This is a genomic window from Cupriavidus sp. 8B (assembly GCF_054589115.1).
On the sequence record NZ_BAAILO010000460.1, the window covers coordinates 89,733 to 114,751 of the forward strand.

Genomic DNA, 25,019 nt, shown 5'->3' on the forward strand with positions numbered 1-25,019 from the left:
AACGCCGTCGAGGCCATGGCCGGGCTGCCGGCGCTGCGCGCCACCGGCGTGGTGCGCCTGCACGCGCGCATCGAGCCGGGCGAGATCGGGCCGAACATGCGCATCGACGTGATCGACCAGGGCCCCGGCGTCGACGAGGCCACGAAGGAGCGCCTGTTTGAGCCGTTTTTCAGCACCAAGTCCGATGGCATGGGCATGGGCCTGAATATCTGCCGCTCCATCATCGAGTCCCACCAGGGGCGCCTGTGGGTGGAGAACAATGCCGACGGCATCGGCTGCACGTTCAAGATCATGCTGCCGCTGCAGCCGGCGCTGATCGACCAATAAGGCGCCGGGCGGGGCCGCGCGGCAACGACAAGACAAGGCGCGCCCCGGGCCGCCCCTGTTGCTTGCCGCCCGGCCCGGTTACACTTGGCGGCAAATGACTTTGATGTCCCAGGAGACTTCATGACCGTAACGCCAAACCCCACCTCCCACCGCGGCGAGACCGTCTTCATCGTCGACGACGATGAAGCCATGCGCGACTCGCTGACCTGGCTGCTGGAGGGCAATGGCTACCAGGTTCGCAGCTTTACCAGCGCCGAACAGTTCCTCTCCGCCTATGACTCGGGCCAGGTCTCCTGCCTGATCCTGGACGTGCGGATGCCGGGCATGAGCGGGCCCGAGCTGCAGGAACGCATGATCGCGGAAAACATCAATATCCCGATCGTCTTCATCACCGGCCACGGCGACGTGCCGATGGCGGTCTCCACCATGAAGAAGGGCGCGATCGACTTTATCGAGAAGCCGTTCGATGAGTCCGAGCTGCGCTCGCTGGTGGAACGCATGCTGCAAAAGGCCCGCACCGACCACTCCGCCGCCCGTGAGCAGCGCGCCGCCAAGGACCTGCTGGGCAAGCTCACCACGCGCGAGCAGCAGGTGCTGGAGCGCATCGTGGCAGGCCGGCTGAACAAGCAGATCGCCGACGACCTGGGCATTTCCATCAAGACCGTGGAGGCGCACCGCGCCAACATCATGGAAAAGCTCAACGTCAACACCGTGGCCGACCTGCTGCGCCTGGCCCTGTCCAAGAACAGCTGAAATCGCTGAGCCAGCGCCCAAGGGCAGCCCCCCCCCGAGCCTGCGGGGGGCTGCCAGTTCAACGACTGAGATACGCCTCGTCGCGAAAGGTCGCGACCCATTGCGGCTTGCAGACCACGAACACCGCCACCAACGCCAGCGGCAGCCCGAACAGGGTCACCATCAAGGTGGCGCCGAAAAGCTGGATCGCCAGCCCGCCCGGCAGTGTGGCGCGGACCGTCCATAGCAGCGCCAGCAACACCAGCGCACCCAGCCAGCCATTGTGCAAATCGTCGCGCCGCAGCAGTTGCCAGGGCCGGCGGCTCAGCGCCCAGGCCATTGCCGCCAGGCTGAGCACGATGAGACAGGCTTGTTCGGCCGGCGCGGCGGCCACGGCGAAAGGTATCTGGGCATCCATGCGGCCATGCTACCAGCGCCCTACTCTCCTGCGCCCCGGGTTGCGTCAACCTTTATAATTCCGCTTTGACCACCTCCAGCCCTCCAGCGCCCACCCCCATGCCAGCCCAACTCATCGACGGCAACGCCCTTGCCAAGCAACTCCGCACTGAAGCCGCCCAGCGTGCCGCCCGCCTGACCGAACGCGGCCACCGGCCCGGCCTGGCCGTGGTCCTGGTAGGAGAAGACCAGGCTAGCCAGGTTTATGTGCGCAACAAGGTCAAGGCCTGCGACGACAATGGCTTCCATTCCTCGCTCGACCGCTACCCCGCCGACCTTTCCGAGGCCGACCTGCTGGCCCGCATCGATGCCCTGAACCGCGACCCGCACATCCACGGCATCCTGGTGCAGCTGCCGCTGCCCAAGCATATCGACAGCCACAAAGTGCTCGAAGCGATCGCCCCGGAAAAAGACGTGGACGGCTTCCACGTGGCCAATGCCGGCGCGCTGATGACCGGCGCCCCGCTGTTCCGCCCGTGCACGCCTTATGGCTGCATGAAGATGCTGGAATCGGTCGATTTCCCGCTGCGCGGCGCCCGCGCGGTGGTGGTCGGCGCCTCCAACATCGTCGGCAAGCCGATGGCGATGCTGCTGCTGCAGGCCGGCGCCACCGTCACCATCTGCAACAGCAAGACGCGCGACCTGGCTGCCCATACCCGTGACGCGGACGTGATCGTGGCCGCGGTGGGACGGCGCAACATCATCACCGCCGACATGGTCAAGCCCGGCGCGGCCGTGATCGACGTCGGCATGAACCGCGACGACAACGGCAAGCTGTGCGGCGATGTCGACTTCAACGGCGTCAAGGAAGTAGCCGGCTACATCACGCCGGTGCCGGGCGGCGTTGGCCCGATGACCATCACGATGCTGCTGATCAATACGCTGGAAGCTGCCGAGCGCGCAGCCGGCTAAACGTCGCGCATGCTGTAGAGGCCGCCGCCCGCGGCCTGCCGCGGACGGCGCCGGCGCCTTTGTGCGCCCGGCGCTGCCTGGCACTGGAAAACCTGCCGCCCCGCCCCAATGTGCGGGGTATTGCCTTTACCGGCCCTGCCAAGAGAGACGCCATGGACCAAGCCGCCAATCAAGCCAACGCCGAAAACACCGCGGACGGCGCCAATCCGCTGCTGGATTTCACCGACCTGCCGCGTTTCTCCGAGATCCGCCCCGAGCACATCGCCCCGGCGCTGGACGTGCTGCTGGCCACCGCCCAAGCCGCCGTCGACCGTGCCGAGGACCCCGCCACCGAAGCCACCTGGGCCAACGCCGTGGAAGCGCTGGAAGCCGCCACCGAGCCGCTGGGACGCGCCTGGGGCGTGGTGGGCCACCTGAGCGCGGTGGCGGATACGCCGGCATTGCGCCAGGCGCACAGCGACAACCTGCCGCGCATGACCGAGTTCTGGTCCTCGCTGGGCCAGAGCCTGGCGCTCTACGACAAGTACAAGGCAATCGCCGCCAGCCCCGAATTCGCCACCATGAGCGCGGCCCGCCGCCAGCTGATGGAAAACGAGTTGCGCGGCTTCCGCCTGGGTGGTGCCGAACTGCCGGAAGACAAGAAACCCCGCTTCGCCGCGATTCAGGAGCAGCAGGCCCAGTTGTCGAAGGCCTTCTCCGACCACGTGCTGGATGCCACCAATGCCTACGCGCTGGTGATCGAGGACGAGAGCCGCCTGAGCGGCATCCCGGAAGACGCGCTGGAAGCGGCGCGCCATGCCGCCATGAAGGACGGCAAGCCGGGCTGGAAATTCACCCTGCACTTTCCCTCCTACTTCCCGGTACTGCAGTACGCGGACGACCGCGCGCTGCGCCAGACCATGTACGAGGCCAGCGTCACCCGCGCCTCGGAACTGGCCGAGCAGTACGGCCAGGGCAAGGCTGAATGGGACAACACGGCCAATATGCGCGAGCAGCTCGCGCTGCGCCGCGAAGAAGCGCAGTTGCTCGGCTACGCGTCCTTCGGCGAGGTCTCGCTGGTGCCCAAGATGGCGGAATCGCCGGCCGAAGTGCTGCGCTTCCTGGACGAGCTGGCCGCCAAGGCGCGCCCGTACGCCGAGAAGGACTGGGCCGAGCTCAAGGCCTTCGCCGCGAGCGAGCTGGGCCTGGATGACCTGTCGCCCTGGGACGTGGCCTACGCCTCGGAAAAGCTGCGCGAGCAGCGCTACGCGTTCTCCGAGCAAGAGGTCAAGCAATACTTCCCCGAGCCGCAGGTGCTCAAGGGCCTGTTCAGCGTGGTGGAGAAGCTGTTCTCGGTGCGCATCGAAGCCGACCAGGCCCAGACGTGGCACGCTGACGCGCGTTTCTTCCGCGTGGTTTCGCCCGAGGGCGAGCTGCTGGCGCAGTTCTACATCGACCTGTACGCCCGCGAAGGCAAGCGCGGCGGCGCATGGATGGACGATGCCCGCGGCCGCAAGCAGCTCGACGGCGGCCGCGTGCAGACCCCGGTGGCCTACCTGACCTGCAACTTCACGGCGCCGGTGGGCGGCAAGCCCGCGGTCTTCACCCACGACGAAGTGATCACGCTGTTCCACGAGTTCGGCCACGGCCTGCACCACATGCTCACCCAGGTGGGCGAGCTGGGGGTGTCCGGCATCAATGGCGTGGAATGGGATGCCGTTGAGCTGCCCTCGCAGTTCATGGAGAACTTCTGCTGGGAGTACGAGGTGCTGGCTGACATGACCGCGCACGTCGACACCGGCGAGCCGCTGCCGCGTGACCTGTTCGAGCGCATGCTGGCTGCGAAGAATTTCCAGAACGGCATGATGACGCTGCGCCAGATCGTGTTCTCGTCGTTCGACATGCACCTGCACACCAGCTTCGACCCCGCGGGCGAGAAGTCCGTGCTGACGCTGTCGAGGGAGATCAACGATCGCGCCCACGTGGTGCCGCAGCACCCGCTCTCGCGCTGGCCCAATACCTTCAGCCATATCTTTGCCGGCGGGTATGCGGCGGGATACTACAGCTACAAGTGGGCCGAAGTGCTGTCCGCCGACGTCTACGCGGCCTTCGAGGAAGCCGCGAAGCTCTCCGGCACGGTGCTGGACGCCGAGACCGGCGCGCGCTACCGCCGGGAGATCCTGTCCGTCGGCGGCAGCCGCCCGGCCATGGAATCGTTCACCGCGTTCCGCGGCCGCGCGCCGCAGATCGACGCACTGCTGCGGCACGGCGGCATGGCGGTGGCGTAAGGCAGAGCGCCTTCAGCAAAACCCGTTGAGCGGCTCAGTCTGAGCCGCTTTTTTCATGGTGGCTCGCACGGGCAATGCAGGCGGTCGACAGCAATGCGCAGCACCCGCTCGCCGCAATCGCCACCGAGTAGCTGCCGTAGGCATCGAAAAGCCAGCCGGCCAGGCTGCCGCCCGCCATCGCGGCAATGCCCACCGCGATATACAACGCCCCCAGGATCGCCCCAAGGTTTGCCGTGCCGAACCATGTCGCGGCCAGCGCCGGGTACAAGGAAATGCAGCCGCCGTTGGCCGCGCCGAACAGGACGGCAAACAGCGCCAGCGCCGGGAAGCTCGTTGCCCCAAGCCACACGCCGTTGAGCAGCGCGAGCATCAGCGTCAGCCACAAGAGCAGCCGCCCGGGACCCAGCCTGTCACCCAGCCCGCCCAGCAACAGGCGGCCCAGGATATTGCCGGCACCCACCAGCCCGATCAGCAGATTCCCCGCCGTGGAAGACAAGCCATGCTGCCGCGCGTACGGATGGATATGGACCAGCGCGGCGAACAGGCCGACCGAGCCCAGCAGGATGGCGCCGAAGTACCACCAGAATCGCCCGCCGCGCACGGCCTGCGCCAGGCTGAGCCCGGATGGAAGGGGCGAATGGGCAGTGCCAAGCGCCGCAGGCGCGCCATCGGGATGGAGACCGGCCTCCTCCGGCCGCCCCTTTAGCAGCATCGCCATAGCCAGCCCGACCACGGCGATGGCCAGCGCGAAGCAACGCATCGTCGCCTGCCAGCTCATCTGCTCCATCAGCAGCCCCGCCACCACCGGCCCGACAAACGTGCCAAGCCCGGTGCCCGCCAGCGCAAGGCCCGACGCCCTGCTGCGATGCCTGACGAACCAGCGCTGCACCGCCGTCACCGCCGGCACATAGACCAGGCCGACGCCCAGGCCCACCAGCGAACAGAAGGCAACCAGGAACCACGCCAGCGAATCCGTGACGACGCTGGCGATGGCAAAGCCCAGCGCCAGCAAGACGATGCCCATCGCAATGACCCGGCGGGTGGAGATGCGGTCGGCCAGGGAGCCCGAGAATACGCCCACCATGTAGTAAATAAGCGCGGTGAACGAAAACACCGAAGCCGTCGACGAACTACCCACCCGGAAGCCCTCCTGGATGCTCGCGAAAAATGCGCCGAACGAGTACGCGGCGCCAAATATGAGCGCCAGCAGCACGTGCGTCGCGCCAACCACATACCAACCCGGAAATACGTTCACCCTTGTGCTCACCGTTGCCATGCCGTCCCCGATAGCCCTTTCGCCCGCGCTTCCCGCGCTTCCCGCAACCGCGAATCATCGATTGCGCCACATATTCTTGTATATACAAGATAAGACAACAAATCAACGAGTCGGGATTACCCTGAGCGAAGCCAAAACCAAAGGCCGCCGCCGCCCTTTCCCTGGCGGACGCCGACGTTAAAACGGAAAATCCCCGCCAATGGAAATTGGCTAGACAAGCGTGGTCAAGTAAACTGCGTGCCATGACCTACCTGCCACCCGCCGCCGCCTACGCGCACATCAAGAACTACCTGAAGGACGGACTCAGCGCCGGGCGCTGGCCGCCCGGCACGCTGATGCCGTCGGAATCCGAGCTGGTCACCCAGTTCCGCGTCAGCCGCATGACCGCCAACCGGGCGGTGCGCGAGCTCCAGGCCGAAGGCCTGGTCGAGCGCGTGCAGGGCGTGGGCACGTTCGCCACCCAGCCCTATCGCGCGTCGTCCACCCTGACCATCCGCGACCTGCACGACGAGATCACGGAGCGGGGCCACCGCCACCGCTCGGACGTGCATATGGCGCGCGCCGAAGTCGTCACCGAGGCATTGGCGGCGCGGATCGGATTGCCCGTCGGCAGCAAGGTCTTCCACACCTTGATCGTGCATAGCGAGAACGGCATACCGCTGCTATGCGAGGATCGCTACGTCAACCCCGCCCGCGCGCCTGACTACCTGGACGTGGACTTCACCAAGACCACACCCACCAATTACCTGCTGACCGTGGCACCGCTGTGGGAGGCGCAATACTCCATCGAGGCGCAACTGCCCACCGAGCAGGAGGCCGAGCTGCTGGGCGTCAAGCCAAGCGAGCCCTGCCTGATCGTGATCCGCCGCACCGAAAGCCAGGGCTCGCCGATCACGCTGGCGCGGCTGGTGCATCCGGGGTCGCGCTATACCATCGAGGGCTCGTTCAAGCCCTAGCCCTTTGCGGGCCCGGATGCGCGCAGATGGTCGATAAACCCGCGGACCTTGGCGCTGACGTGCCGCGTATCCGGATAGACGGCGAAGACCTCGGTCCTTGGCAAGGCATGGTCCGGCATCAGGATCTGGAGCCGTCCGCTCTTGAGATGGTCGCCAAGCAGCCACTCGGGCAGCGCCGCGACGCCGCAGCCGGCCAGCACAAACGCTAGCAAGGCCGAGGCCGTATCCGCGTGGGCCACGTTGCGGACCCGGATCGTGTGCGACTGGCCTTGTGCGTCGGACAGGGTCCATTGCCCGCTCTGCCCCGCGCGATTGGCGAGCCACGGCAGCGCCGCCATCGCCTGCAGCGAATCGGGCGTGCCGCTTGTCCTCAGCAATGCCGGGCTGGCGACGATCACCAGCTTGAAATACCCGATCGGGTTAGCGCGGTGCCCCGAGTCTTCCAGCGGCCCCACCCGGATGGCGACGTCCAGCCGCTCCGCGATCAGGTCGGCGTGGGTCGAGCTGGCCTGGTAGCTCACCCGCAGATCGGGATGCAGGCGCGCAAACCCGGCCAGCGCGGGGGCAACGACGAGATTGCCGTAATCCACTGACGCCGTCACGCGCAAGCTGCCCGAGAAGGACGAATGTCCCGACCGGACCTGCTCCACTGCCGCGTCTGCCTGCCTCAACAAGACCGCGCAGTCGTGGAAGAACCGCTCGCCCGCCTCCGTCAGCGCCAGGCGCCGCGTGCTGCGCGTCAGCAAAGCCACCGACAGCTCTTGCTCCAGCTGCTTCACGTTGAAGCTGACCACGGCCTTGGTGGTGCCCAGCGTGTCGGCTGCCGCGGTGAACGAGCCACATTCCACCACGGCCACGAACATCGCCAGACGGTTCAGGTTGATCATGCTCTCAGCGGCCCAGGCCTATTGTCAAAAATCAGAGAACAGTATATCGGCCGCAAGGTTGTTTTTTTATCTCTCCAGGGTTTCTAGAATGCCGTCTTCCCGCCTGAACCTGCATGGCGCGCGCCGCCATTGCACGACTTTCCCATGCCCTACAAATCACGCGTTGCGTTGGTCTACCTCCTTGGCTTCTTTATCGACCTGGTCAACATGTTCATGGCGTCGGTCGCGTTTCCCGATATCGGCCAGTCGCTGCAAACGTCCGTTGGGGCCGTCGCGTGGGTGGCCAATGCCTACACGCTGGGGCTGACGCTGGTCATCCCGGCAAGCACGTGGTTGGCGGGCCGCTACGGCGACAAGGCGATCTTCGTGGCATCGCTGGGGATTTTTTCGCTGGCCGCGGCCGGCGCCGGATTCGCCGGCAGCATCGAGGCGCTGATCGCGTGGCGGTTGCTGCAGGGCCTGGGGGGCGGGCTTCTGATTCCTGTCGGGCAAGCCATGACGTACCGGCTCTACCCCCAGGCCGAGCGCGCGCGTTTGTCGGTGATGGTGATGGCCTGCGCACTACTCGCGCCAGCGTTGTCTCCCCTGGTGGGCGGCTACGTCGTGGACAGCCTGGGATGGCACTGGGTCTTCTGGCTCAACGTCCCGTTGGCCCTGGTGGCGCTTGTGCTTGCCGTGCTCTGGCTGCGGCCAGGCGAGAACATCCAAGGACACCAGCCAGACCTTGCCGGCATGGGGCTGGTCAGCCTGTCGCTTGCGCTGCTGCTGATCGGCATGTCGCGTTTCGAGCATGTCGGGGACACTAGCGTGGGCACCGTGCTCGTCGCAGGCGGCGTCGCCGCCGGCTTGCTGCTTTTGCGGCATGTACGCCGGCGGCAGCACCCGGTCCTGGATTTGCGCGTGCTGCGTGATCCGCTGCTACGGGCAGCCATGGTCGTCTACCTGTTCGTGCCCGGCGTGTTTACCGGCGTCAGCCTGCTCAATATGTTCTTCATGCAAAGCGCGCTAGGCCTGAAGGCCGTCGATGCAGGGGCCCTGATGATTCCCTACGCCCTGGCGGCCGCAGCGGGGATGACGCTGGCCGGGCGGCTCTTCAGCAGGCTGGGGTCCCGCGTCCTGCTGCTGCCGGCTCTCGGCGCGCACGCGGCGGGCATCGCCATGCTGGCGACCGTGAGCGAAGCTGGCGACACGCTGCGCATGGTGGCCGCCTTCGCGCTGATGGGGGCTGGCGGCGGCATCTGCTCAAGCGTTGCGCAAACCCTGGCGCTGCTGAATGTGGCCCCGGCGTGGATGGGCCGTGCCAGCGCAATATGGAACCTGAATCGTCAATTGTCGTTTTGCGCCGGCGTCGCCCTGGCCAGCCTTTTATTGGGGCAACTGCTGGCCCGGCAAGGCATCGCCGACCTCGCCCTGGCACGCGGCGCCCTCGTGCTGACGCAGGTATTCCATGGGTGTTTTCTCATCGCCAGCTTATGCACCCTCGTGCCGCTGCTTGTCGTCTGGCGCCTGGACGACGGACATGAGCGCCAGCCAGCGGCATCAGCAACGCCTCGCTAACCTCCAGGGCAACCCGCCCGCCTACTCTCAAAGGAACACCCATCCATGCCTGACCTCGCAAAGCTTTGCCTGCTTGAAGTTGCTGAGACCCATGTGCTGATCGAACAATGGCTGTCGAGCGCCGATTGCCCCGACGCCGTATTAGAAACACTGCTGCAACGGTTTGGGCCGGGCTTCAGCATGATCTCGCCAACCGGTGCGCGCATGGAGCAAGGCGGCTTTCCCGCGCTGTTCGCACGGCTGCGCGGCGCCCGGCCCGGGCTGCAGATCAAGATCGATGAATTGACGCTTGTGCAGGTGGACGCGCGCTCGGCCACGGTCAGCTACCGGGAGACGCAGGCCTGGAACACTGGCGCGTCCGAACGGCTTGCCACAGCGCTGTTCGTGGCTGGGGACGATGCGCGTATCACGTGGCGACACTTGCATGAGACCTGGGCCTGAGGATTCTGGCCCAGGCAGGTTGCATCCGCGCACCGCCGGCGCAACACGCTGCAAGCGCGCTGCCTGATGTAGTAGAAGCCGATCAACGCTGCCCCTTCCACTGCCCAACCACACCCCAGGCGAATCAACGCGCAGCTTTTTCGGGCCTCCCTCAGCCCGGACTCGGTTCAAACGGATTGAATACGTCGACGGCAAAATGCGCGAAGTCGCTGACGTTGCGCGTTACCACGGTGAGCTTGTGCCGCTTCGCCGTGGCCGCGATCATCGCATCTTCAGAGCGGCCGTGCATGAGGCATGCCCACAGGCGGAAAGTCTGCGCATCCATGGGAAGCACGTTATACGCGGCGCAGACCTGATCGGCCCACTGCGAGATCTCGTCCGCCTTCGCGGCGTCCTGATCGCGCGTCAGTTCGATGCCGGCCTGGATCTCGCCGAGGGTGACGGCCGACAAATGCAGGGCGCTGTCGGCTACCGACTGGAGCCAGGCGACAACCGCCCCATGCGGGCGAGGCCGGCGCAGTTCGGAAATGACGTTGGTGTCGAGCAGATACATGCGAGCCGCTTATCGAATTGGCACGACGCGCCGACGGCGCGCCGCACCACGCGACGGCACCAGATACTCGGTACGCGCGCTATCCGACAGCAGCAACGCCTTGAGGGACGGCCTTGCGGCGGCTTGCAATCGGCGCCACTCCGCCGCCGGCACGAGCACGGCTGCTTCGGCACCGCGCCTGGTCACCATTTGCGGCCCGTCCGATAGGCACGCATCGAGGAATTCGCTGAAACGCGCTTTGGCGTCTTGCACAGGCCAGGTTTTCATGATCACAGAATGACTAGTTATCTGACCAGTCTAGCACACCCGTGCGATGCATGCGGTCAAGCGGAAGTGGACTTTCAGCCGAGGCGTGATAAAACTACAGGCCGGCATGGCGGGCCCCGATAACACTACGCCCCGCTCGCACTAATTTTCAAATAGCTAGGACAAACATGAGAATCGCAACCTGGAACGTCAACTCGCTCAAGGTCCGGCTACCGCAGGTGCTGGACTGGCTGATCGAGCAGGAAAAGGCCGACACGCCGATCGATGCCCTGTGCCTGCAGGAGCTGAAGATGCCGGACGACAAGTACCCGCTGGCCGAGCTGGAGAGCGCGGGCTTCCACAGCGTGTTCACCGGCCAGAAGACGTACAACGGCGTGGCGATCCTGGCGCGCAATGCCACCATGGCGACGCCAACCGACGTGGTGCGCAATATCCCCGGCTTCGACGACGCCCAGCAGCGCGTAGTGGCGGCGACCTATGGCGACGTGCGCCTGGTGTGCGCGTACTTCCCCAACGGGCAGGCCCCGGACTCCGACAAGTTCACCTACAAGCTGGGCTGGCTGAAGGCGATCACCGCGTGGCTGCAGGAGGAGATGGTGAAGTACCCGAAGCTCGCGCTGCTGGGCGACTTCAATATCGCGCCCGAAGACCGGGATGTGCACGATCCCAAGAAGTGGGAGGGGCAGAACCTGGTGTCACCGCCGGAGCGCGACGCGTTCCGGGCGCTGGAGGCGCTTGGGCTGACCGACGCGTTCCGCATGTTCGAGCAACCGGAGAAGAGCTTTTCCTGGTGGGACTACCGCATGTTTGCGTTCCGCCGCAACGCCGGCCTGCGCATCGACCACGTCCTGTTGTCGCAGGCCCTGCGCGAGGCGTGCAGCGCCTGCGTGATCGATCGCGTGCCGCGCACCTGGGAACAGCCGTCGGACCACACGCCGGTGGTGGCCACGCTCGACCTGGGCTGAGGCGTTGCGCCAGAGCCAGCCGCCCAGCCAGCGCTCAGCATATCCGGGTAGCCACCGGCTCGCGTCCGGGCGGCTGCACGGCTACACTTGCGGGCATGAAACCGGCCACCTTCCGCCACCGCAACCTCCCCCACCTGCTGCTGCAAGCCCGCGAAACGTTGATGGCGGGCTTTCGGCCCATCCTGCGCCAGCACGGCATGACCGAGCAGCAATGGCGCGTGGTGCGCACCCTCAACGAGCAAGGCGAGATGGAGCCCAACCAGCTCGCCGATGCCTGCCTGATCCTGAGCCCGAGCCTTACCCGCATGCTGTCGAGCATGGAGGAAGCGGGCCTGATCCTGCGCTCGCGCTCGACCACGGACCAGCGCCGCCAGCTGATCGCGCTGACCGACAAATGCCGCGCCCTGATCGCCGAGATGGAGCCGCTGATCGACCGCCGCTATGAGGAGCTCGAGCAGATGATCGGCGCCGAGCGGCTGGGCAAGGTCTATGGCGCCATCGACGAATTGCTGGTGAGCCTCGGCGAGCGAGACCCGCAAGCATGACCGCCCCGGCTGCGCGGGGCACAAGCGACCGGATGCTCGGGCGCCTGTTGCCGGCATGGCGTCACCGCGTGAGCCGCGCCTCCTTGCGTGCGGACGTGGTTGCGGGCCTGCTCGGCGCGGTGCTGGTGCTGCCGCAGGGCGTGGCCTTTGCCACGCTCGCCGGCCTGCCGCCGCAATACGGCATCTACGCGGCGGTCATACCCTGCATCGTGGCGGCCTTGTTCGGCTCCAGCTGGCATGTCATGTCCGGCCCGACCAACGCCAACTCGCTGGCGCTGTTCGCCATGCTGAGCCCGGTGGCATTTGCCGGCAGTCCCGAGTACATCAACCTGGCGCTCGCCGTCACCATCATGGTTGGCTTGCTGCAGCTTGCCGTGGGCACCTTGCGCCTTGGCACGCTGGCCAACTTCATCTCGCCCTCGGTGCTGCTTGGCTTCACGTGCGGCGCGGCGACGCTGATCGGGCTCTATGCGCTCAAGGACCTGTTCGGGCTGGCCGTGCCGACGGGCACGAGCGCCTTCGGTGTGGTGCGCTTCCTGCTGGACAATGCCGACGGCATCAACTGGAGCGCGTTCACGGTCGCCGCGATCACGCTGGCGGTGACCATCGCGGTGAAGCGCATCTCGCGCCGCCTGCCCTTCATGCTGATCGGCCTGCTGGCGGGCTACGGCGTCGCCCTGCTGCTCAACGCGCCGGGCTGGAGCGCGGGGGCGCTCCACGTCAATGTGGTCGGCCCGATTCCGTCGGCCATCCCGCCCTTCCACCTGCCGAGTATTTCCTGGCAGGCGATCCCCGACCTGCTGGGCATTGCCGCAGCGCTGACCATCGTGGCGCTCGGCCAGTCGATCTCGATCGCCAAGGCGGTGGCGCTGCGCTCGGGCCAGCACATCGATGCCAACCGCGAGTTCATCGGGCAGGGGCTGTCGAATATCGCGGGTGGCTTGTTCTCCGCCTATATTTCCTGCGGCTCGCTGAACCGCTCCATGCCCAACTACGAGGCCGGCGCGCAGACGCCGCTGGCCAGCATTTTCTCGGCCTTGTTGCTGGTGGTGCTGGTCATGGCCAGTGCCTCGCTGCTGGCGCAGATCCCGCTGGCCGCCATCGCCGCGATGTTGCTGCTGGTGGCCTGGGGCCTGTTCGATTTCAGCCGGCTGCGCCGTATTGCCAGCCTGAGCCGCACGGAATTCGCCATCGCCATCAGCACCTTTGTCGCCACGCTGGCCATCCGCCTGGAGATGGCGGTCTTGCTCGGCACCATCCTGTCGCTGGTGGCCTATCTCTATCGCACCTCGCGCCCGGCGGTGCGCAGCCTGGTGCCGGACGCCGACGACCCCGACCGGCGCTTCACGCCGCTCGACGAACTGCATCGTCCGCAACCGGAATGCCCCCAGCTAAAGCTGCTGCGCATGGAAGGCGCGATCTACTTCGGCGCGGTCCAGTACGTGACGGACCGCTTGCACGAGGCACGCAGCGCCTACCCCGGCCAGATCCATCTGCTGGCCATGACCAAGAGCATGAACTTCATCGACCTGGCCGGCGCCGAGATGTGGGAAAGCGAGCTGAGCGAGCGGCGCGCCACTGGCGGCGACCTGTATTTCCATCGTCCGCGCACGCAGGTGCTGCAGACGTGGGACCAGACCGGCTTCGCGCTGAAGCTGGGCGAGGGCCACATCTTTTCCACCAAGCGGCAGGCGCTGCACACCATCATTGCACGCCTCGATCCCGCAGGCTGTGCGCAATGCCAGGCACGCATCTTCGAAGAATGCGCAAGCCGCCCGGGCGGGCCGAGCTATCAGGCAAAACCGGCTTGAGTGTGACCAGCGCGATCAATGCAACCAGCGAGACCGGGAAGATCAGTGATGAGCGGCGGGAATGAAAAAGAGAAACGCCGGCGGGAAACCGGCGCCAGGCGGCGAGAAGCCGCAATGACTTGAAGCGGTAGCCCGGGATCGGACCGATGACCGGCCCGGACTGGGATCCGCTTCAGAGCGGCGCCACATGGGCGCGCTTGACTACCACTGGCTGGGCAGCGCCCTGCTCGATCAGCACCACCGCAGCACGCTCGATGGTTTCACGCCCGGCGCGGAATGCCTCTTCCAGCGACAACACCTGGTCGGCACTGAAGCCTTCCCACAGCGCTTCACGGGTCACCACGCAGGTGACTGGTTGGCCGTCGACAACGGCGTGAAATAGCAAGCCTTCATTGTTGATATCGTAACGCTCTTGCTCTTGGAACTTGATATCCATCGGTGCAGCCCTCCATTGCAAGTGAAGAATCATCCTAACATGGGTCGGCCCGACTCGTCCGCAAAGGCCTACGCCTCGCTCGCCCCCAAGCAAGACTACCGAAGCCTCGGGCGAGTTCCCGCGGCGTGAATGCCTGTGTTCGGTGCATGGCGCAGGAACAAGGCTGCCAGGGCGTTGCACGCACGACGGCGAATTCGCACGTGGTATTTCCAGAGCACCCTCGCGCAGGAAAAATTACGTAGGGGGTTTGACAAACTCAAAAACGGTGATACAATCTTTTTCTTCGTTGGGGCGTTAGCTCAGTTGGTAGAGCAGCGGACTCTTAATCCGTAGGTCGAGTGTTCGAGTCACTCACGCCCCACCAGCGAATTCTAAAAGCCGGAAAGCAGCAATGCTTTTCCGGCTTTTTCCATTGGCGCTCCACTTCTGTCGGCCCCCAGTCCCGGGATCGAGAAGGATTGATCCGGCGAATGGACGCGAGCCCAGTGGTGGGAGCGGCCACTGGGCGAGGCGCCGCGCTTGTGGCTCGGCTGCGAAGAGCGCGTCACCTCAGCGGGTTGGTTGAGCAAATTCTTGCACAGCCTATCCCAGGGTATGGAACTGCCTCCGCCACCGCCCCCCCTTGAAACCACGACCACCACCGCGCGTGCGTCCGCAGGCGCCCACGGGGAGCGCAATGTACACGTTGCACCAGGTGAGCGTCCTCAGTCCATGAGATCGGTGTACTCGCCGCGCGTGTAGTGCGCGGTGCGTGCCCATGGCGCGCGCTGCGGTGTGGCCACGACGGTCACCCGCGTGTACTTGGTGGACTTTCCCCCGGCACTGCGCGACTGCACTGAGCGCGGATACTGCCCCGCGACGTCCCACAAAACCATGACGGATTCATCCGCGCGCCGCAATTGGTATTGCTGCGCGCCGCCGCGTATTGGCCCCACCGCCTTCATTTTCTTGAGCGCAGCCGGATCCAGCAGATGGTAGGCAGTGGCCCAGGAGCCGTCAAAGCCGATATTGCCGTATTCTGCCGGGTTGACAGCGAAGGTCTTTTTCAAAGGATCGCTGACCAAGCGCACCGATAGCTTTCCCCCGGGCGGTTGTTCGATCCAACGGGCCGCCGTGGACAGATCGGCATGCTTGTGGCCGGCGCCGGCCGAGGCATGCTCAGCTGCATGCCCTGCCCCGGGTGGCAGTTCGCGTTCGATCCACACAGCGTCGCCGGAGCGGTAGACGTGCTCCGCGAAGGCGACGTCGCGCTTGACGCCGTCACTACCCTGCGACGAAAGCTGATGCTCGACGCGCAGCGCGAGGGGTGTCTTGGCTGACGCGGCAAGCGCCGCGGGGCTCGCGATGGCGGCCAGGCAGACCAGCAGGCCACCTGGCAGAGAGATCGTCCGGCGCGCTAAAAAGGCGGCCATGGGCCGAGTGGTAGGTCGGCCAGATATGCTGCAAGCTTGCATCTCGTTCTCGGGATATGGGCACGCCGGCAGAGTGCCGGCGTGCAATGCACCTCAGTTCGTCGGGTCGTCGGCGTTAGAAGCCCAGCGCCGTCTTGACCACGCCAAACACCTTCGTGTTGTCAAAGGTGCCCTTAAGCGGCGCGCTGCCCGCACCGCCGGAAAACAGCATCACGTCGCCGCCACCATGAGTTTCCGCGCCCGGGGTACCCAGCAACACACCGACTTCCTGCAGATACGCATCATCCGTCGTGTCCACCGAGGTCAGGTCGTCGCGCGTCGGCTTGCGTGGGGTACCGCCGTTGCCGAACACCAGGGTCGTATAGGGCTTGCCGTCGGCCGCGGCCTGCGGCTGTTTGGTCTTCACATCGGTGGTCTTGCCCAGGATGGGGTTGCCGCGATGCGAATAGCCATTGATGGTCATGGTGTGGTCATGATCCGCCGTGACCACCACCAGGGTGTTGGATAGGTCGACCATCGACAGCGCGCGCTTGATGGCGTCGTCGAAGGCAATGGTGTCTTCCAGGGCGCGCTTGGCGTTGGTGCCGTGCAGCGCGTGGTCGATGCGGCCGCCTTCCACCATCAAGAAATAGCCCTTGGGATTCTTGCCCAGGACCCGGATGGCCTTCTCCGTCATGTCGGCCAGGCTAGGCTCGTCGACGTTGTTCTTGACCCGATCCAGTTCGTAGTTCATGTGGTCGAGGTTGAACAGGCCGAGCAGCTTGCCGGTGGCGGCAGGATCCACCGCGCGCAGCGCCGTGCCGGTGTTGACATAGGTGTAGCCGGCACTCTGGAATTGTGCGGTCAGGTCGGTGGCATCCGTGCGCTTGGTGCCGGTGGCGCCCAGGGGAATGAAGTGGCGCAGCCCGCCGCCCAGCAGCACGTCGAGGCCATCCTTGAGCGCAGGATTGAAGAGTGCGTTGCCGGGCGTGGCCTGGGCCGCGATCTGGTTCTCGCCGTCGCGATGGCAGATATGCGAGAAGGTGGCTGCCGGCGTGGCGTGTGTGACACGCGTGGTGGTGACCGCCCCCACCGCCTTGCCGGCGCCCTTGGACAACTCCAGCAAAGTGGTCACCGGCGAGCCGTTGCCTGCCGGGCAGGTGGTGTCGGAGCCCGACACATAGCCCTTGCCGGTGGCATCGCTGGCCTTTGTGTCGGCCGACATCGAGATGACTTCGTTGTTCATCTTGACGCCGGTCATGTAGGCCGCCATCGACGGCGCGCTGTCGGTGGTCTGCGCATCGTTCGAATAGGTCTTGATGCGCGCGGTGCGCTTGAGCGATTCCATGTTCAGCTTGCCGCTCTCGCCATACTTGTAAATGCGCGAGGCGGTGACCGTGGTGGGGCCCATGCCATCACCAAGGAAGAAGATCACGTTGCGGGCTTCACCCGCGGCCAGCGCGGGCGTGGCGAGGCAGGCGGCGGCCAGCGCGGCAGCCGACAGGCCGATCATCGTATTTTTCATGGTTTTATTCCGTCAGCGTTGGGTTCACAGACCCAATGATTTCTTGATCAGGCCGAACACTTCCGTGTTGTCCATCACCCCGGTGAAGTTGCTCGCGCCGTTGCCCAATGCACCGATGAAGACATCGGTGCCACCGTGCGTTTCGCCGCCCGCGGCCATCGGAATGACCGCCTCCTGGTGGTAGGACTTGTCGAACACCTGGACATCGGTGAGCGCGGTACGCGCGGCCGGGCGGTTCTCGCCGTTGCCGAAGCCGATGATGGTGAACGGGTTGCCAGTGGTATCGGTGTTGTAGGCGCCAGTGACATAGTTCTTCAGCAAGCCCAGCACGCCGGGGTTGCTGTCGCTGGTCGGACCGGTGCGCTTGGCGTAGCCGTTGAGCACCAGGGTGTGGTCATGGTCGGCGGTCACCACGATCAGCGTGTTCTTCAGGCCCGGGTCGATGACGTTGAGCTTGGCGATGGCCGACTTGATGGCATCGTCGAACGCGGCCGTATCCTGCAGCGCCTTGCGCGCGGTGGTCTCGTGCAGCGCATGGTCGATCCGGCCGCCCTCGACCATCAGGAAGAAGCCCTTCTTCTTCGCTGCCAGCAGGTCGATCGCCTTGCCGGTCATGTCGGCCAGGCTGGGTTCGTCTGCGGGCACCCGATCCAGGTCGTAGGCCATGTGGCTGGCGGTAAACAGGCCCACCGTTTTCTTGGCCGACGCCGGATCGATCTTGTCGAAGTCGGCACGGTTGGCCGCGTAGGTGTAGCCCGCGGTCTTGAGCTCGGCCAGCAGGTCTCGCTTGTCGGTACGCGCGCCGCCGCTGACGGTCGTCGGCTGGAAGTGCTTGCGGCCGCCACCGAAGATCACGTCGACGCCATCGCCGAGCGCGGTGTTGTAGCCCGGGCCGTTGGGCACGATCTGGGCGGCGATGGTGTTCTCGCCATCGCGGTGGCAGATATGCGCGTAGGTAGCTGCCGGGGTGGCGTGGGTGATGCGGGTGGTGGTGACCACGCCGGTACCGTAGCCCGCGGCCTTCATCTGCTCCAGCAAGGTCGGCACACTGGTGCCATTGCCTGAGGTGGGACAGGTGCTGTCTGCGCCCGACAGGTAATCCTTGCCATTGATGTCGAAGGCGCTGGTGTCCGCCGACATGGAGATAACCTCGTTGTTCATCTTCACGCCGGTCATGTAGGCCGACATGGAAGGCGCGCTGTCCGTGACCTGGGCGTTATTCGAGTAGGTGCGGACGAAGCCGGTTTCCGGCAGCGTGTCCATGGTCAGCTCACCATCCTCGCCCACCTTGTAGATGCGCGCCGCGGTCATCGTGGCCAGGCCCATGCCGTCGCCGAGGAAGAACACTACGTTCTTGGTTGGCGCCGTGGCGGGTATGGCAGCCGTGCCGGCACCGCCATTGCTGGCGCTGTCGCCATCGCTACCGCATGCAGCCAAGGCGATCGACATCATTGCCGCCACCAGTATTGGCTTTTTTCTCATGATTGCTCCCCTGTTGAAGTTCGCCAGGAGGATGCGGTAGAAATGTGGCAGGAGAATTACATGAACACTTAGTTTTAGATCAGGCAGTCACTAAAATGTCATGGTCCCGCGAGGTTTTTTGGTAGTGGGGTTTTTTGTTAAATTCTCTCGATTGCTATGTCATCAGCAGATGCCGACAGTCGAAGATTTGCGTGGACGTGACTTGTAAGGCCCGCTTGGCAAAACGCCCTTCAAGGTTCAGCTCGAAGGGCGTCATGCGCTTTGCACTGTGCTTAGTTTCTCGAAGTAGCGGCCTGCTCGATGAGGGCCGCGACAGCAGCAGGCTTCGACTCGTATACGGCATGGCTGCCCGGAGTTTCAACTACCTTGGCGCCGGCGCGCTTGGACATCGCGCGCTGAGCGTCCGGTGGAATCATCTTGTCGTCTTTGGTGACCAGGTACCAGCTCGGCTTCGTACGCCAGGCAGCCGAGGCGACTTCACCAGCCAGAGCGTCCACTCCCCATGGCACTTGGGCGTTCGCCAGGAAGGCGGCACGTTCAGCTTTTACGTCGCCAGCGAAGGCCGCAGCGAACTTCGTCTTGTCCAGCATCAGGAAGCCATTGACCGGCGGCAGGATGGGGGGCACCGGAGCGCCAGGAGGGGGATTGGCGATCAGTTTTTGAACGGATTCGCCTTTGTCCGGGGCGAACGCCGCAATGTAGACCAGGCGCGAGACTTTGGGGTCGTTGCCGGCCTCCGTGATGACCACCCCCCCGTACGAATGGCCCACCAGAACCACGGGGCCGTCTTGCGCGTCCACCACCGCTTTGGTGGCAGCCACGTCGGCCGCGAGCGACGTCGTGGGGTTTTGAACAATGCTGACATTGAGGCCTTTGGCCTTCAGGAGCTTGTATACCGCTTCCCAGCCACCACCGTCGACGAAGCCGCCGTGGACGAGCACCACGTTGTTGACACGCTCGGCGGCGGCAGGGCTTGGCGCCATGACGCCGATGGTCAGCGACGTAAAGCCCAGCATGCCAAGAACGGTGCGCCAGGAGGAGAAAGAATTGGGTCGCATCTGATACCTCATAGATAAAGTGTGATGGAAGTGTGTGCTCGTCAGGCGTTACTGCTGTCCGAGGTCAATTGCACTGCGGAACTTGTGCTCCCGGAAACCGTGACCGCTTCGGCGGCCGCCTCGATCAGTTCGGCCACACCACCGGGCTGAGACATATAGATCACATGGCTTCCCTCGAGCTCGACGGCGGTGGAACCCGCACGCTCTGACATGGCGCGCTGAGCGGCGGGCGGGATCATTCGATCGTCTTTTGCGACCAGATACCAGCTCGGCTTCGTCTTCCAGGCCGCAACGGTAGCCGCGCCATTCAGTGCGTCCAGGCCCCATGGGATCTGGGAGTCGGCCATGAAGGCCGCCTTGGCAGGGTCGAGATCCGCCGCGAAGGCCTCGGCGAATTTCGCCTTGTCCAGCAGGAGAAACCCGTTCTGCTGCGGCAGGATCGGAGGAACCGGCGCGCCTGGCGCGGGATTGGCGATCAGCGTCGCGACGGACTCGCCAGCGTCCGGTGCGAACGCCGTGATATAGACCAGCCCCGCCACCTTGGCATGGTTGCCAGCCTCCGTGATGACCACCCCGCCATAGGAATGGCCGACCAGGATGACCGGCTTGTCCTGCGCGTCGATGGCGGCATGGGTCGCCGCCACGTCGCCGGCAAGCGATCGGGTGTCGTTCTGAACCACATTGACGTCGTAGCCGTCCCTCTTCAGGATCTTGTAGACGCCTTCCCAGCCGGAGCCATCCACGAAGCCGCCATGCACGAGCACGATGGCCGTCTGGCTCGCGACTGACGGCGCGGGCGATGGTAGGATTCTCATTTCGTCTGCCTCTCCTTTTTGTACGGCGGCCGCTTTTTCTGCGGCTGCCAAAATGGACCAAAGGGCCGCGGCGTGGAGCAGTATCGCGACAGCAAGCGCTGGAGTATTGAAGGGCTGCCGAATAATGTCCGAATAATTCGCAAAACCGTTGCAGCACGGAGTCATATGCAGGGACAGCGTTTCACCTTCGGTCCGTTCTTACTTAATCTCGACAACGGGACGCTGCAGCGGAAGGGGGAGCGCGTGGCGGTTGGGCGCCGGGGCATCTTGCTGTTGGCCGCTCTGCTCAAGCGGCAGGGAGAGATTGTCACCAAAGCGGAGCTCATGGACGCGGCCTGGCCTGGGACCGTCGTCGAGGAGAGCAATCTTTCGGTCCAGATCGCTCTGCTGCGAAAGGCGGTTGGCCTCGCGCCCGATGGCGAGGTGTGGATCACCACCATTCCGCGCATTGGATATTGTTTTCAGGGCTCGATTACGACGTCTGAAGAAGCCGTCGACCAGCCTTCACCAAAGCCGTCGCTGGCGATCCTCCCGTTCGCCAATCTCAGCAACGATACCGATCAGGACTTCTTCGCCGACGGGCTGGCCGACGAGATCATCACGACGTTATCGAAGTTCCCGGGCCTGATTGTGATCGCCCGAAGCTCCAGCTTTGCCTACAAAGGCAAGCCCATGGACGTGCGACGCATCGCCAGCGAACTCGGCGCCCGCTACATCGTCGAAGGGAGTATTCGGAAGAGCGGCGACCGCATCCGCGTGGTCGCACAATTGAGTGATGGGGTGAGCGGTAGCCATTTGTGGGCCGAACGATACGACCGGGAACTTCATGACATGTTCGCGGTGCAGGACGAGATCGCTCGAAAGATCGTTGCTGAGCTAAGCGCCGCGTTGAGCCCAGTTGAGGTCGCCCTATGCCCCGGCGTTGCATCCGGTGGAACGACGCATATGGAAGCCTACCAGTGCTTCCTGCGAGGCCGAGCGATGCAACGGGGCGCGACGCAGAATGTCGCCGTCTTCGAGCGAACGAGCGACCTGTTCCGGCAGGCGATCGCGCTCGATCCCGACTATCCGGCCCCCTATGCGGCGCTAGGCATGGCCCTCGCCCATGCCTATTACAACCGCTGGACCGACGACCCCGAACGCTCGCTCGCCGAAGCCGAAGAACTGGTCGACAAAACGATTGAGCGCGACCCGGGCGAGCCGTTCGCGCACGGCGTGGCCGCATTGGTCGCGATGTACCGGAAAGACTTTAGGCGCTGGGCTCTCGAAGTCGACGAAGCGCTCTCGCTCAACCCGAATTTCGCCCCAGCACTGTCTCTCCGGGCAACGCTGAACATCTATTCGGGGCACCCTCGGGTGGCGATTCGCGATCTGGAGCGGGCCATGCGGCTCGATCCCTATTTCACCCAGGGCTATCTGCACCATCTCGGCGTGGCCCATATCGTTGCCGGCGACTATGAAACAGCCGTAGCGATCCTGCGGGAGCGCATCCTCCTTGTCCCTCAGACAGACATGAGCCGGGCTTATCTCGCTTCGGCACTCGGGAACCTTGGTTATCTCGACGAAGCGCGTGGCGTCTGGGACGAGCTCATCGCCATCAACCCGGCCTACTCGTTCGCCGACCGCATCGCCCGTATGCCCTTCAGGAATCCGGAGGATCTGGCCCGCATCGCGAAGGGTCTGGACAGAGCTGGATTGCTGACATCCTCCGACACGCTTCCCTGAGCATGGGCTATGCCGCGGTCGCGCGACGATAGGCAATCGGGGAACAAGTTCGTAGATCGCACGGCCGTCACCTAGGAGTCGGAGACCCGCCTCAACACGCTTCGCCAAGGCCGTTCCCACCAACGCCCGATATCGCTCGCTTTGATCACGCCCGCCTAAACCTGACCCGGCATACAGCGCGTGTCAGAAGATATGCTTGACGCCCATCATGACACCGAACTGTGAGCCCCCGGGCTGCGGATTACTTCCCGCCGCACCACTGCTGACAGATAGTGCAAGCTGACCGCCGTTGTTGATGTAGCCGGCTGTCGTGTAGACAGAGGTGCGCTTCGAGAAGGCATAGGTGCCGCGCAATGCGTACAGGATCGCCTTGTTGTCGCTGTTGTGAAACTTCAGGTAGTTGACCTGCCCTGCAAGGGTGAAGGCCGGGGTGATGTCGTAAGCGACACCGCCATACCAGAGTTCGCTGCGCGGTGTCGGGCTGCCCTCGTTGTCGCGCCGGATGACACCCAACCCGATCTTGGTCCTGTCCAGCAGCACGTAGCCATTGAGCGACAAGCGGTCATCTTTCAGGCCGCTGCTGGTGAGGCCGGCAAAGGCGCCAGGGCCGCCGCGCTGCGAATCATAGGCCGCAGCCACACCCCAGGTCTTGGTGGCGTACTGGATCAGTGCGGACCATTCCCGACAGGCAGACTTGTCACTAGGGTTCTCCCCCGCGCAGTTGGTGCCGACCGGGCTGGGCCCGGCGTTGACCGTATCGCGCCCGAAACTGTAGGTGGCACCCACGGTCAACCCGCCGAACGTGCCTTTGTATGAAACTGCATTGTCGGCCCGCGCGTTCGGTATATAGCTGTCGAGAGATCCTGTTCCATAGACCTGAGGGCCGAGGATGTCGGGATCGAGCATTGCCCAGAACAGCATGGTGTACTGTCGTCCCAGCGCGATCTGGCCCCAGTCCCCTGACAGGCCGACCAGGGCCTGCCGTCCGAAAAGCCGGCCACCCTGCCCCGAAGTGCCCGCGTCGGGCGCAAAGCCGGACTCCAGGACAAAGACGCTTTTCAGCCCGCCGCCCAAGTCTTCCGTGCCGCGCAGACCCCATCGCGACGGCACGGTACCGGTGACATTGGGTATTCGCACCACGCTTTGCTTGGCCGCGCCGATGTTGCTGACATACTCGACGCCCGTATCGACCACGCCGTAAAGCGTGACCGACTGTGCCGACGCCATGGTCGGCAATGCCGACAATGCCAACGCCGCCAACACAATGCGCGCGCTGCGCGCCTTCTGCTCGTTCTTCATGGTCCCGCTTCTCCTCTTTCCCGCGAGTGGATGATTCTTTTTGTTGGGATCGGGTCATCCGGCTCTTGCCCGGCGACCCTCAAGTCGTGCCGTTCTCCGGCGTCGTCAGTCCTTTGCAGCGGGACGCCGCAACAGCACGAGCGCAGCAAGGGCGGCGATGATCGTGATGGGAATGCTGGCGCCGATGATGGTTGCCGAACTCTTCCCCATCGATAGCAGTTGCCCCGCGAGCATGGGCCCCGCAATCGAGCCAAGGCGGCCCACCGCTACGGCGGCGCCGACACCGGTACCGCGTACGGCCATCGGGTAGTAGGCGGCGGCCAGTGCATACAGCACGGACTGGGCGCCGATGACGAAGAGGCCTGCCATAAACGCACCCATCGCCATCCAGTTCATCCCCGACGCCCCGGCCAGGGTAGCCAGCGCGACGATGACCCCCACGTACATGCCCGAGACCACCGCGGCGGGGCGGCCACGGTCCATCAGCATGCCGATGCACAGGGCGCCCGAGCCGCCGCCGATGTTGAACAGGATCTGCACCCATCCGGCCTGTGCGCGCGTCAGGCCGTTCGAGACCATTAGCGAAGGCAGCCAATTCAGCAGGAAATAGAGAACGATCAGCGTGAAGAAATAACTGATCCAGATGCAGAATGTCGCCGTGGCACGCCGCTCGCCAAACAACGCCCAGCTCACGGGTGGGGGCTTGATGGTGTCGCCCGCGGGCCGGTCGAATCGCCCCGGCTCCTGCAGCATCAACAGCAGCGGAATGACCACCAATGGGCCGAATCCGCCCACATAGAAGATATGGCGCCAGCCGGTATCGCTGGCAAACACAATGGCGATGATGGCCGCGATGGCGCCGCCGAACGGAATGCCGCAGTACATGATGCTGACGGCGGTGTTCCGCAGCCGTGACGGCACGGCCTCGGAGCAAATGGCGATCAGGTTCGGCATGGCACCGCCCAATCCGATGCCGGTCGCAACACGGATCGCAAGCAGGCTCCAGAAGTCCCAGGCTTGCGCGGTGGCGATCGAGAAGATCCCGAACAGCGCGGTCGCCACGATCAGGACTTTCTTGCGGCCGATCCGGTCGGCCAGGCGGCCGCCGAGCATGGCGCCCGGCAAGAGCCCGAACGTGCCGGCGCTGAAGGCCAGTCCCATCTGGCCAACGGAGAGCCCGAACTCGCGCGCCATGCGCGGCGCGGCCACGCCAATCGATTGCAGGTCCAGGCCTTCCAGAAGTGCGACCACGAAACACAGGCCGAGTGTTAGCGCAACGCCGGAAGTCGCTTCGGCGCGTACAGTGGTTGACGCTTGCATGATTACTCCCCTTTTC

24 protein-coding genes and 1 tRNA gene are annotated in these 25,019 nt (G+C 64.8%); 12 read left to right on the forward strand and 13 right to left on the reverse strand.

Features of this window, described 5'->3' with window-relative positions; genetic code table 11:
- Positions 1 to 327: sensor histidine kinase (locus ACYP5B_RS44010; RefSeq protein ID WP_459573804.1), on the forward strand; the 327-nt coding region annotated here is incomplete at its 5' end.
- 120 nt (positions 328 to 447) lie between these two features.
- On the forward strand, positions 448 to 1,080 hold the full coding sequence (locus ACYP5B_RS44015; protein ID WP_006155997.1) for a response regulator transcription factor: 633 nt from the start codon (positions 448 to 450) through the stop codon (positions 1,078 to 1,080).
- A gap of 58 nt (positions 1,081 to 1,138) precedes the next feature.
- Here ACYP5B_RS44015 and ACYP5B_RS44020 read toward each other — a convergent pair whose 3' ends face one another.
- A complete protein-coding gene (locus tag ACYP5B_RS44020) occupies positions 1,139 to 1,477 on the reverse strand; it encodes a hypothetical protein (RefSeq protein ID WP_400093647.1) in 339 nt (112 codons plus the stop codon).
- Positions 1,478 to 1,575: 98 nt separating this feature from the next.
- Here ACYP5B_RS44020 and folD point away from each other — a divergent pair, with 98 nt between their 5' ends.
- The gene (gene folD / locus ACYP5B_RS44025; protein WP_267606241.1) at positions 1,576 to 2,427 is read left to right on the forward strand and encodes a bifunctional methylenetetrahydrofolate dehydrogenase/methenyltetrahydrofolate cyclohydrolase FolD; all 852 of its coding nucleotides are present in this window, start codon (positions 1,576 to 1,578) and stop codon (positions 2,425 to 2,427) included.
- 152 nt (positions 2,428 to 2,579) lie between these two features.
- Positions 2,580 to 4,694 (forward strand): M3 family metallopeptidase, encoded by a 2,115-nt coding sequence (locus tag ACYP5B_RS44030; RefSeq protein ID WP_400093649.1) that lies wholly within the window; start codon positions 2,580 to 2,582, stop codon positions 4,692 to 4,694.
- Between the two features lie 34 nt (positions 4,695 to 4,728).
- Here the strand turns inward: ACYP5B_RS44030 and ACYP5B_RS44035 are convergent, their stop codons facing one another.
- Positions 4,729 to 5,949, reverse strand: coding sequence for an MFS transporter (locus ACYP5B_RS44035; protein WP_459573805.1), 1,221 nt, complete (start codon positions 5,947 to 5,949; stop codon positions 4,729 to 4,731).
- 263 nt (positions 5,950 to 6,212) lie between these two features.
- Here ACYP5B_RS44035 and hutC point away from each other — a divergent pair, with 263 nt between their 5' ends.
- Entirely contained in the window at positions 6,213 to 6,926 is a 714-nt protein-coding gene (gene hutC, locus ACYP5B_RS44040) for a histidine utilization repressor (RefSeq protein WP_318232658.1), read from the forward strand.
- Here the strand turns inward: hutC and ACYP5B_RS44045 are convergent.
- Positions 6,923 to 7,813 carry a LysR family transcriptional regulator gene (locus tag ACYP5B_RS44045; protein WP_400093653.1) on the reverse strand — a complete coding sequence of 297 codons (891 nt, stop codon included), beginning with the start codon at positions 7,811 to 7,813 and terminating at the stop codon, positions 6,923 to 6,925. The two genes, hutC and ACYP5B_RS44045, sit on opposite strands and share 4 nt — an antisense overlap.
- A gap of 144 nt (positions 7,814 to 7,957) precedes the next feature.
- On the opposite strand from ACYP5B_RS44045, the gene ACYP5B_RS44050 reads away from it, so the two are divergent.
- On the forward strand, positions 7,958 to 9,370 hold the full coding sequence (locus ACYP5B_RS44050) for an MFS transporter (RefSeq protein WP_459573806.1): 1,413 nt from the start codon (positions 7,958 to 7,960) through the stop codon (positions 9,368 to 9,370).
- A gap of 45 nt (positions 9,371 to 9,415) precedes the next feature.
- Entirely contained in the window at positions 9,416 to 9,811 is a 396-nt protein-coding gene (locus tag ACYP5B_RS44055; protein ID WP_459573807.1) for a hypothetical protein, read from the forward strand.
- 151 nt (positions 9,812 to 9,962) lie between these two features.
- Here the strand turns inward: ACYP5B_RS44055 and ACYP5B_RS44060 are convergent, their stop codons facing one another.
- Both ACYP5B_RS44060 and ACYP5B_RS44065 read right to left on the reverse strand, forming a co-directional pair.
- Complete coding sequence (locus ACYP5B_RS44060) at positions 9,963 to 10,364, reverse strand: PIN domain-containing protein (protein ID WP_459573808.1); 402 nt, start codon at positions 10,362 to 10,364, stop codon at positions 9,963 to 9,965.
- 9 nt (positions 10,365 to 10,373) lie between these two features.
- Positions 10,374 to 10,631, reverse strand: coding sequence for a type II toxin-antitoxin system Phd/YefM family antitoxin (locus ACYP5B_RS44065; RefSeq protein WP_459573834.1), 258 nt, complete (start codon positions 10,629 to 10,631; stop codon positions 10,374 to 10,376).
- A 167-nt stretch (positions 10,632 to 10,798) separates the two neighbouring features.
- Here ACYP5B_RS44065 and xth point away from each other — a divergent pair, with 167 nt between their 5' ends.
- The 3 genes from xth to ACYP5B_RS44080 all read left to right on the forward strand — a co-directional run bounded on the left by xth (position 10,799) and on the right by ACYP5B_RS44080 (position 13,952).
- Positions 10,799 to 11,596 (forward strand): exodeoxyribonuclease III, encoded by a 798-nt coding sequence (xth, locus tag ACYP5B_RS44070; protein WP_318233064.1) that lies wholly within the window; start codon positions 10,799 to 10,801, stop codon positions 11,594 to 11,596.
- Between the two features lie 95 nt (positions 11,597 to 11,691).
- Positions 11,692 to 12,141, forward strand: coding sequence for a homoprotocatechuate degradation operon regulator HpaR (gene hpaR / locus ACYP5B_RS44075; protein ID WP_318233063.1), 450 nt, complete (start codon positions 11,692 to 11,694; stop codon positions 12,139 to 12,141).
- Positions 12,142 to 12,173: 32 nt separating this feature from the next.
- Positions 12,174 to 13,952, forward strand: a complete 1,779-nt coding sequence (locus ACYP5B_RS44080; RefSeq protein ID WP_459573835.1) for a SulP family inorganic anion transporter — start codon at positions 12,174 to 12,176, stop codon at positions 13,950 to 13,952.
- A 172-nt stretch (positions 13,953 to 14,124) separates the two neighbouring features.
- Here ACYP5B_RS44080 and ACYP5B_RS44085 read toward each other — a convergent pair whose 3' ends face one another.
- Positions 14,125 to 14,388, reverse strand: a complete 264-nt coding sequence (locus ACYP5B_RS44085; protein ID WP_006159541.1) for a DUF1488 family protein — start codon at positions 14,386 to 14,388, stop codon at positions 14,125 to 14,127.
- Positions 14,389 to 14,676: 288 nt separating this feature from the next.
- On the opposite strand from ACYP5B_RS44085, the gene ACYP5B_RS44090 reads away from it, so the two are divergent.
- Positions 14,677 to 14,752, forward strand: a tRNA-Lys gene (locus tag ACYP5B_RS44090).
- Positions 14,753 to 15,092: 340 nt separating this feature from the next.
- On the opposite strand, the gene ACYP5B_RS44095 is transcribed toward ACYP5B_RS44090, so the two are convergent.
- The 5 genes from ACYP5B_RS44095 to ACYP5B_RS44115 form a co-directional block, all read right to left on the reverse strand.
- Complete coding sequence (locus ACYP5B_RS44095) at positions 15,093 to 15,800, reverse strand: hypothetical protein (protein WP_400093727.1); 708 nt, start codon at positions 15,798 to 15,800, stop codon at positions 15,093 to 15,095.
- Between the two features lie 115 nt (positions 15,801 to 15,915).
- Entirely contained in the window at positions 15,916 to 17,304 is a 1,389-nt protein-coding gene (locus ACYP5B_RS44100) for an alkaline phosphatase (RefSeq protein ID WP_459573809.1), read from the reverse strand.
- A 24-nt stretch (positions 17,305 to 17,328) separates the two neighbouring features.
- On the reverse strand, positions 17,329 to 18,786 hold the full coding sequence (locus tag ACYP5B_RS44105; RefSeq protein WP_459573810.1) for an alkaline phosphatase: 1,458 nt from the start codon (positions 18,784 to 18,786) through the stop codon (positions 17,329 to 17,331).
- Positions 18,787 to 19,058: 272 nt separating this feature from the next.
- Complete coding sequence (locus ACYP5B_RS44110) at positions 19,059 to 19,844, reverse strand: alpha/beta fold hydrolase (protein ID WP_400093662.1); 786 nt, start codon at positions 19,842 to 19,844, stop codon at positions 19,059 to 19,061.
- A gap of 41 nt (positions 19,845 to 19,885) precedes the next feature.
- Positions 19,886 to 20,710, reverse strand: a complete 825-nt coding sequence (locus ACYP5B_RS44115; RefSeq protein WP_459573811.1) for an alpha/beta hydrolase — start codon at positions 20,708 to 20,710, stop codon at positions 19,886 to 19,888.
- Positions 20,711 to 20,731: 21 nt separating this feature from the next.
- Here ACYP5B_RS44115 and ACYP5B_RS44120 point away from each other — a divergent pair, with 21 nt between their 5' ends.
- On the forward strand, positions 20,732 to 22,384 hold the full coding sequence (locus tag ACYP5B_RS44120) for a winged helix-turn-helix domain-containing tetratricopeptide repeat protein (protein WP_459573812.1): 1,653 nt from the start codon (positions 20,732 to 20,734) through the stop codon (positions 22,382 to 22,384).
- Between the two features lie 183 nt (positions 22,385 to 22,567).
- Here ACYP5B_RS44120 and ACYP5B_RS44125 read toward each other — a convergent pair whose 3' ends face one another.
- Together ACYP5B_RS44125 and mhpT are read right to left on the reverse strand one after the other, a co-directional pair.
- Positions 22,568 to 23,683, reverse strand: coding sequence for a porin (locus tag ACYP5B_RS44125; RefSeq protein ID WP_459573813.1), 1,116 nt, complete (start codon positions 23,681 to 23,683; stop codon positions 22,568 to 22,570).
- Positions 23,684 to 23,788: 105 nt separating this feature from the next.
- Entirely contained in the window at positions 23,789 to 25,003 is a 1,215-nt protein-coding gene (gene mhpT / locus ACYP5B_RS44130) for a 3-(3-hydroxy-phenyl)propionate transporter MhpT (RefSeq protein ID WP_459573814.1), read from the reverse strand.
- Positions 25,004 to 25,019 lie beyond the last annotated feature (16 nt).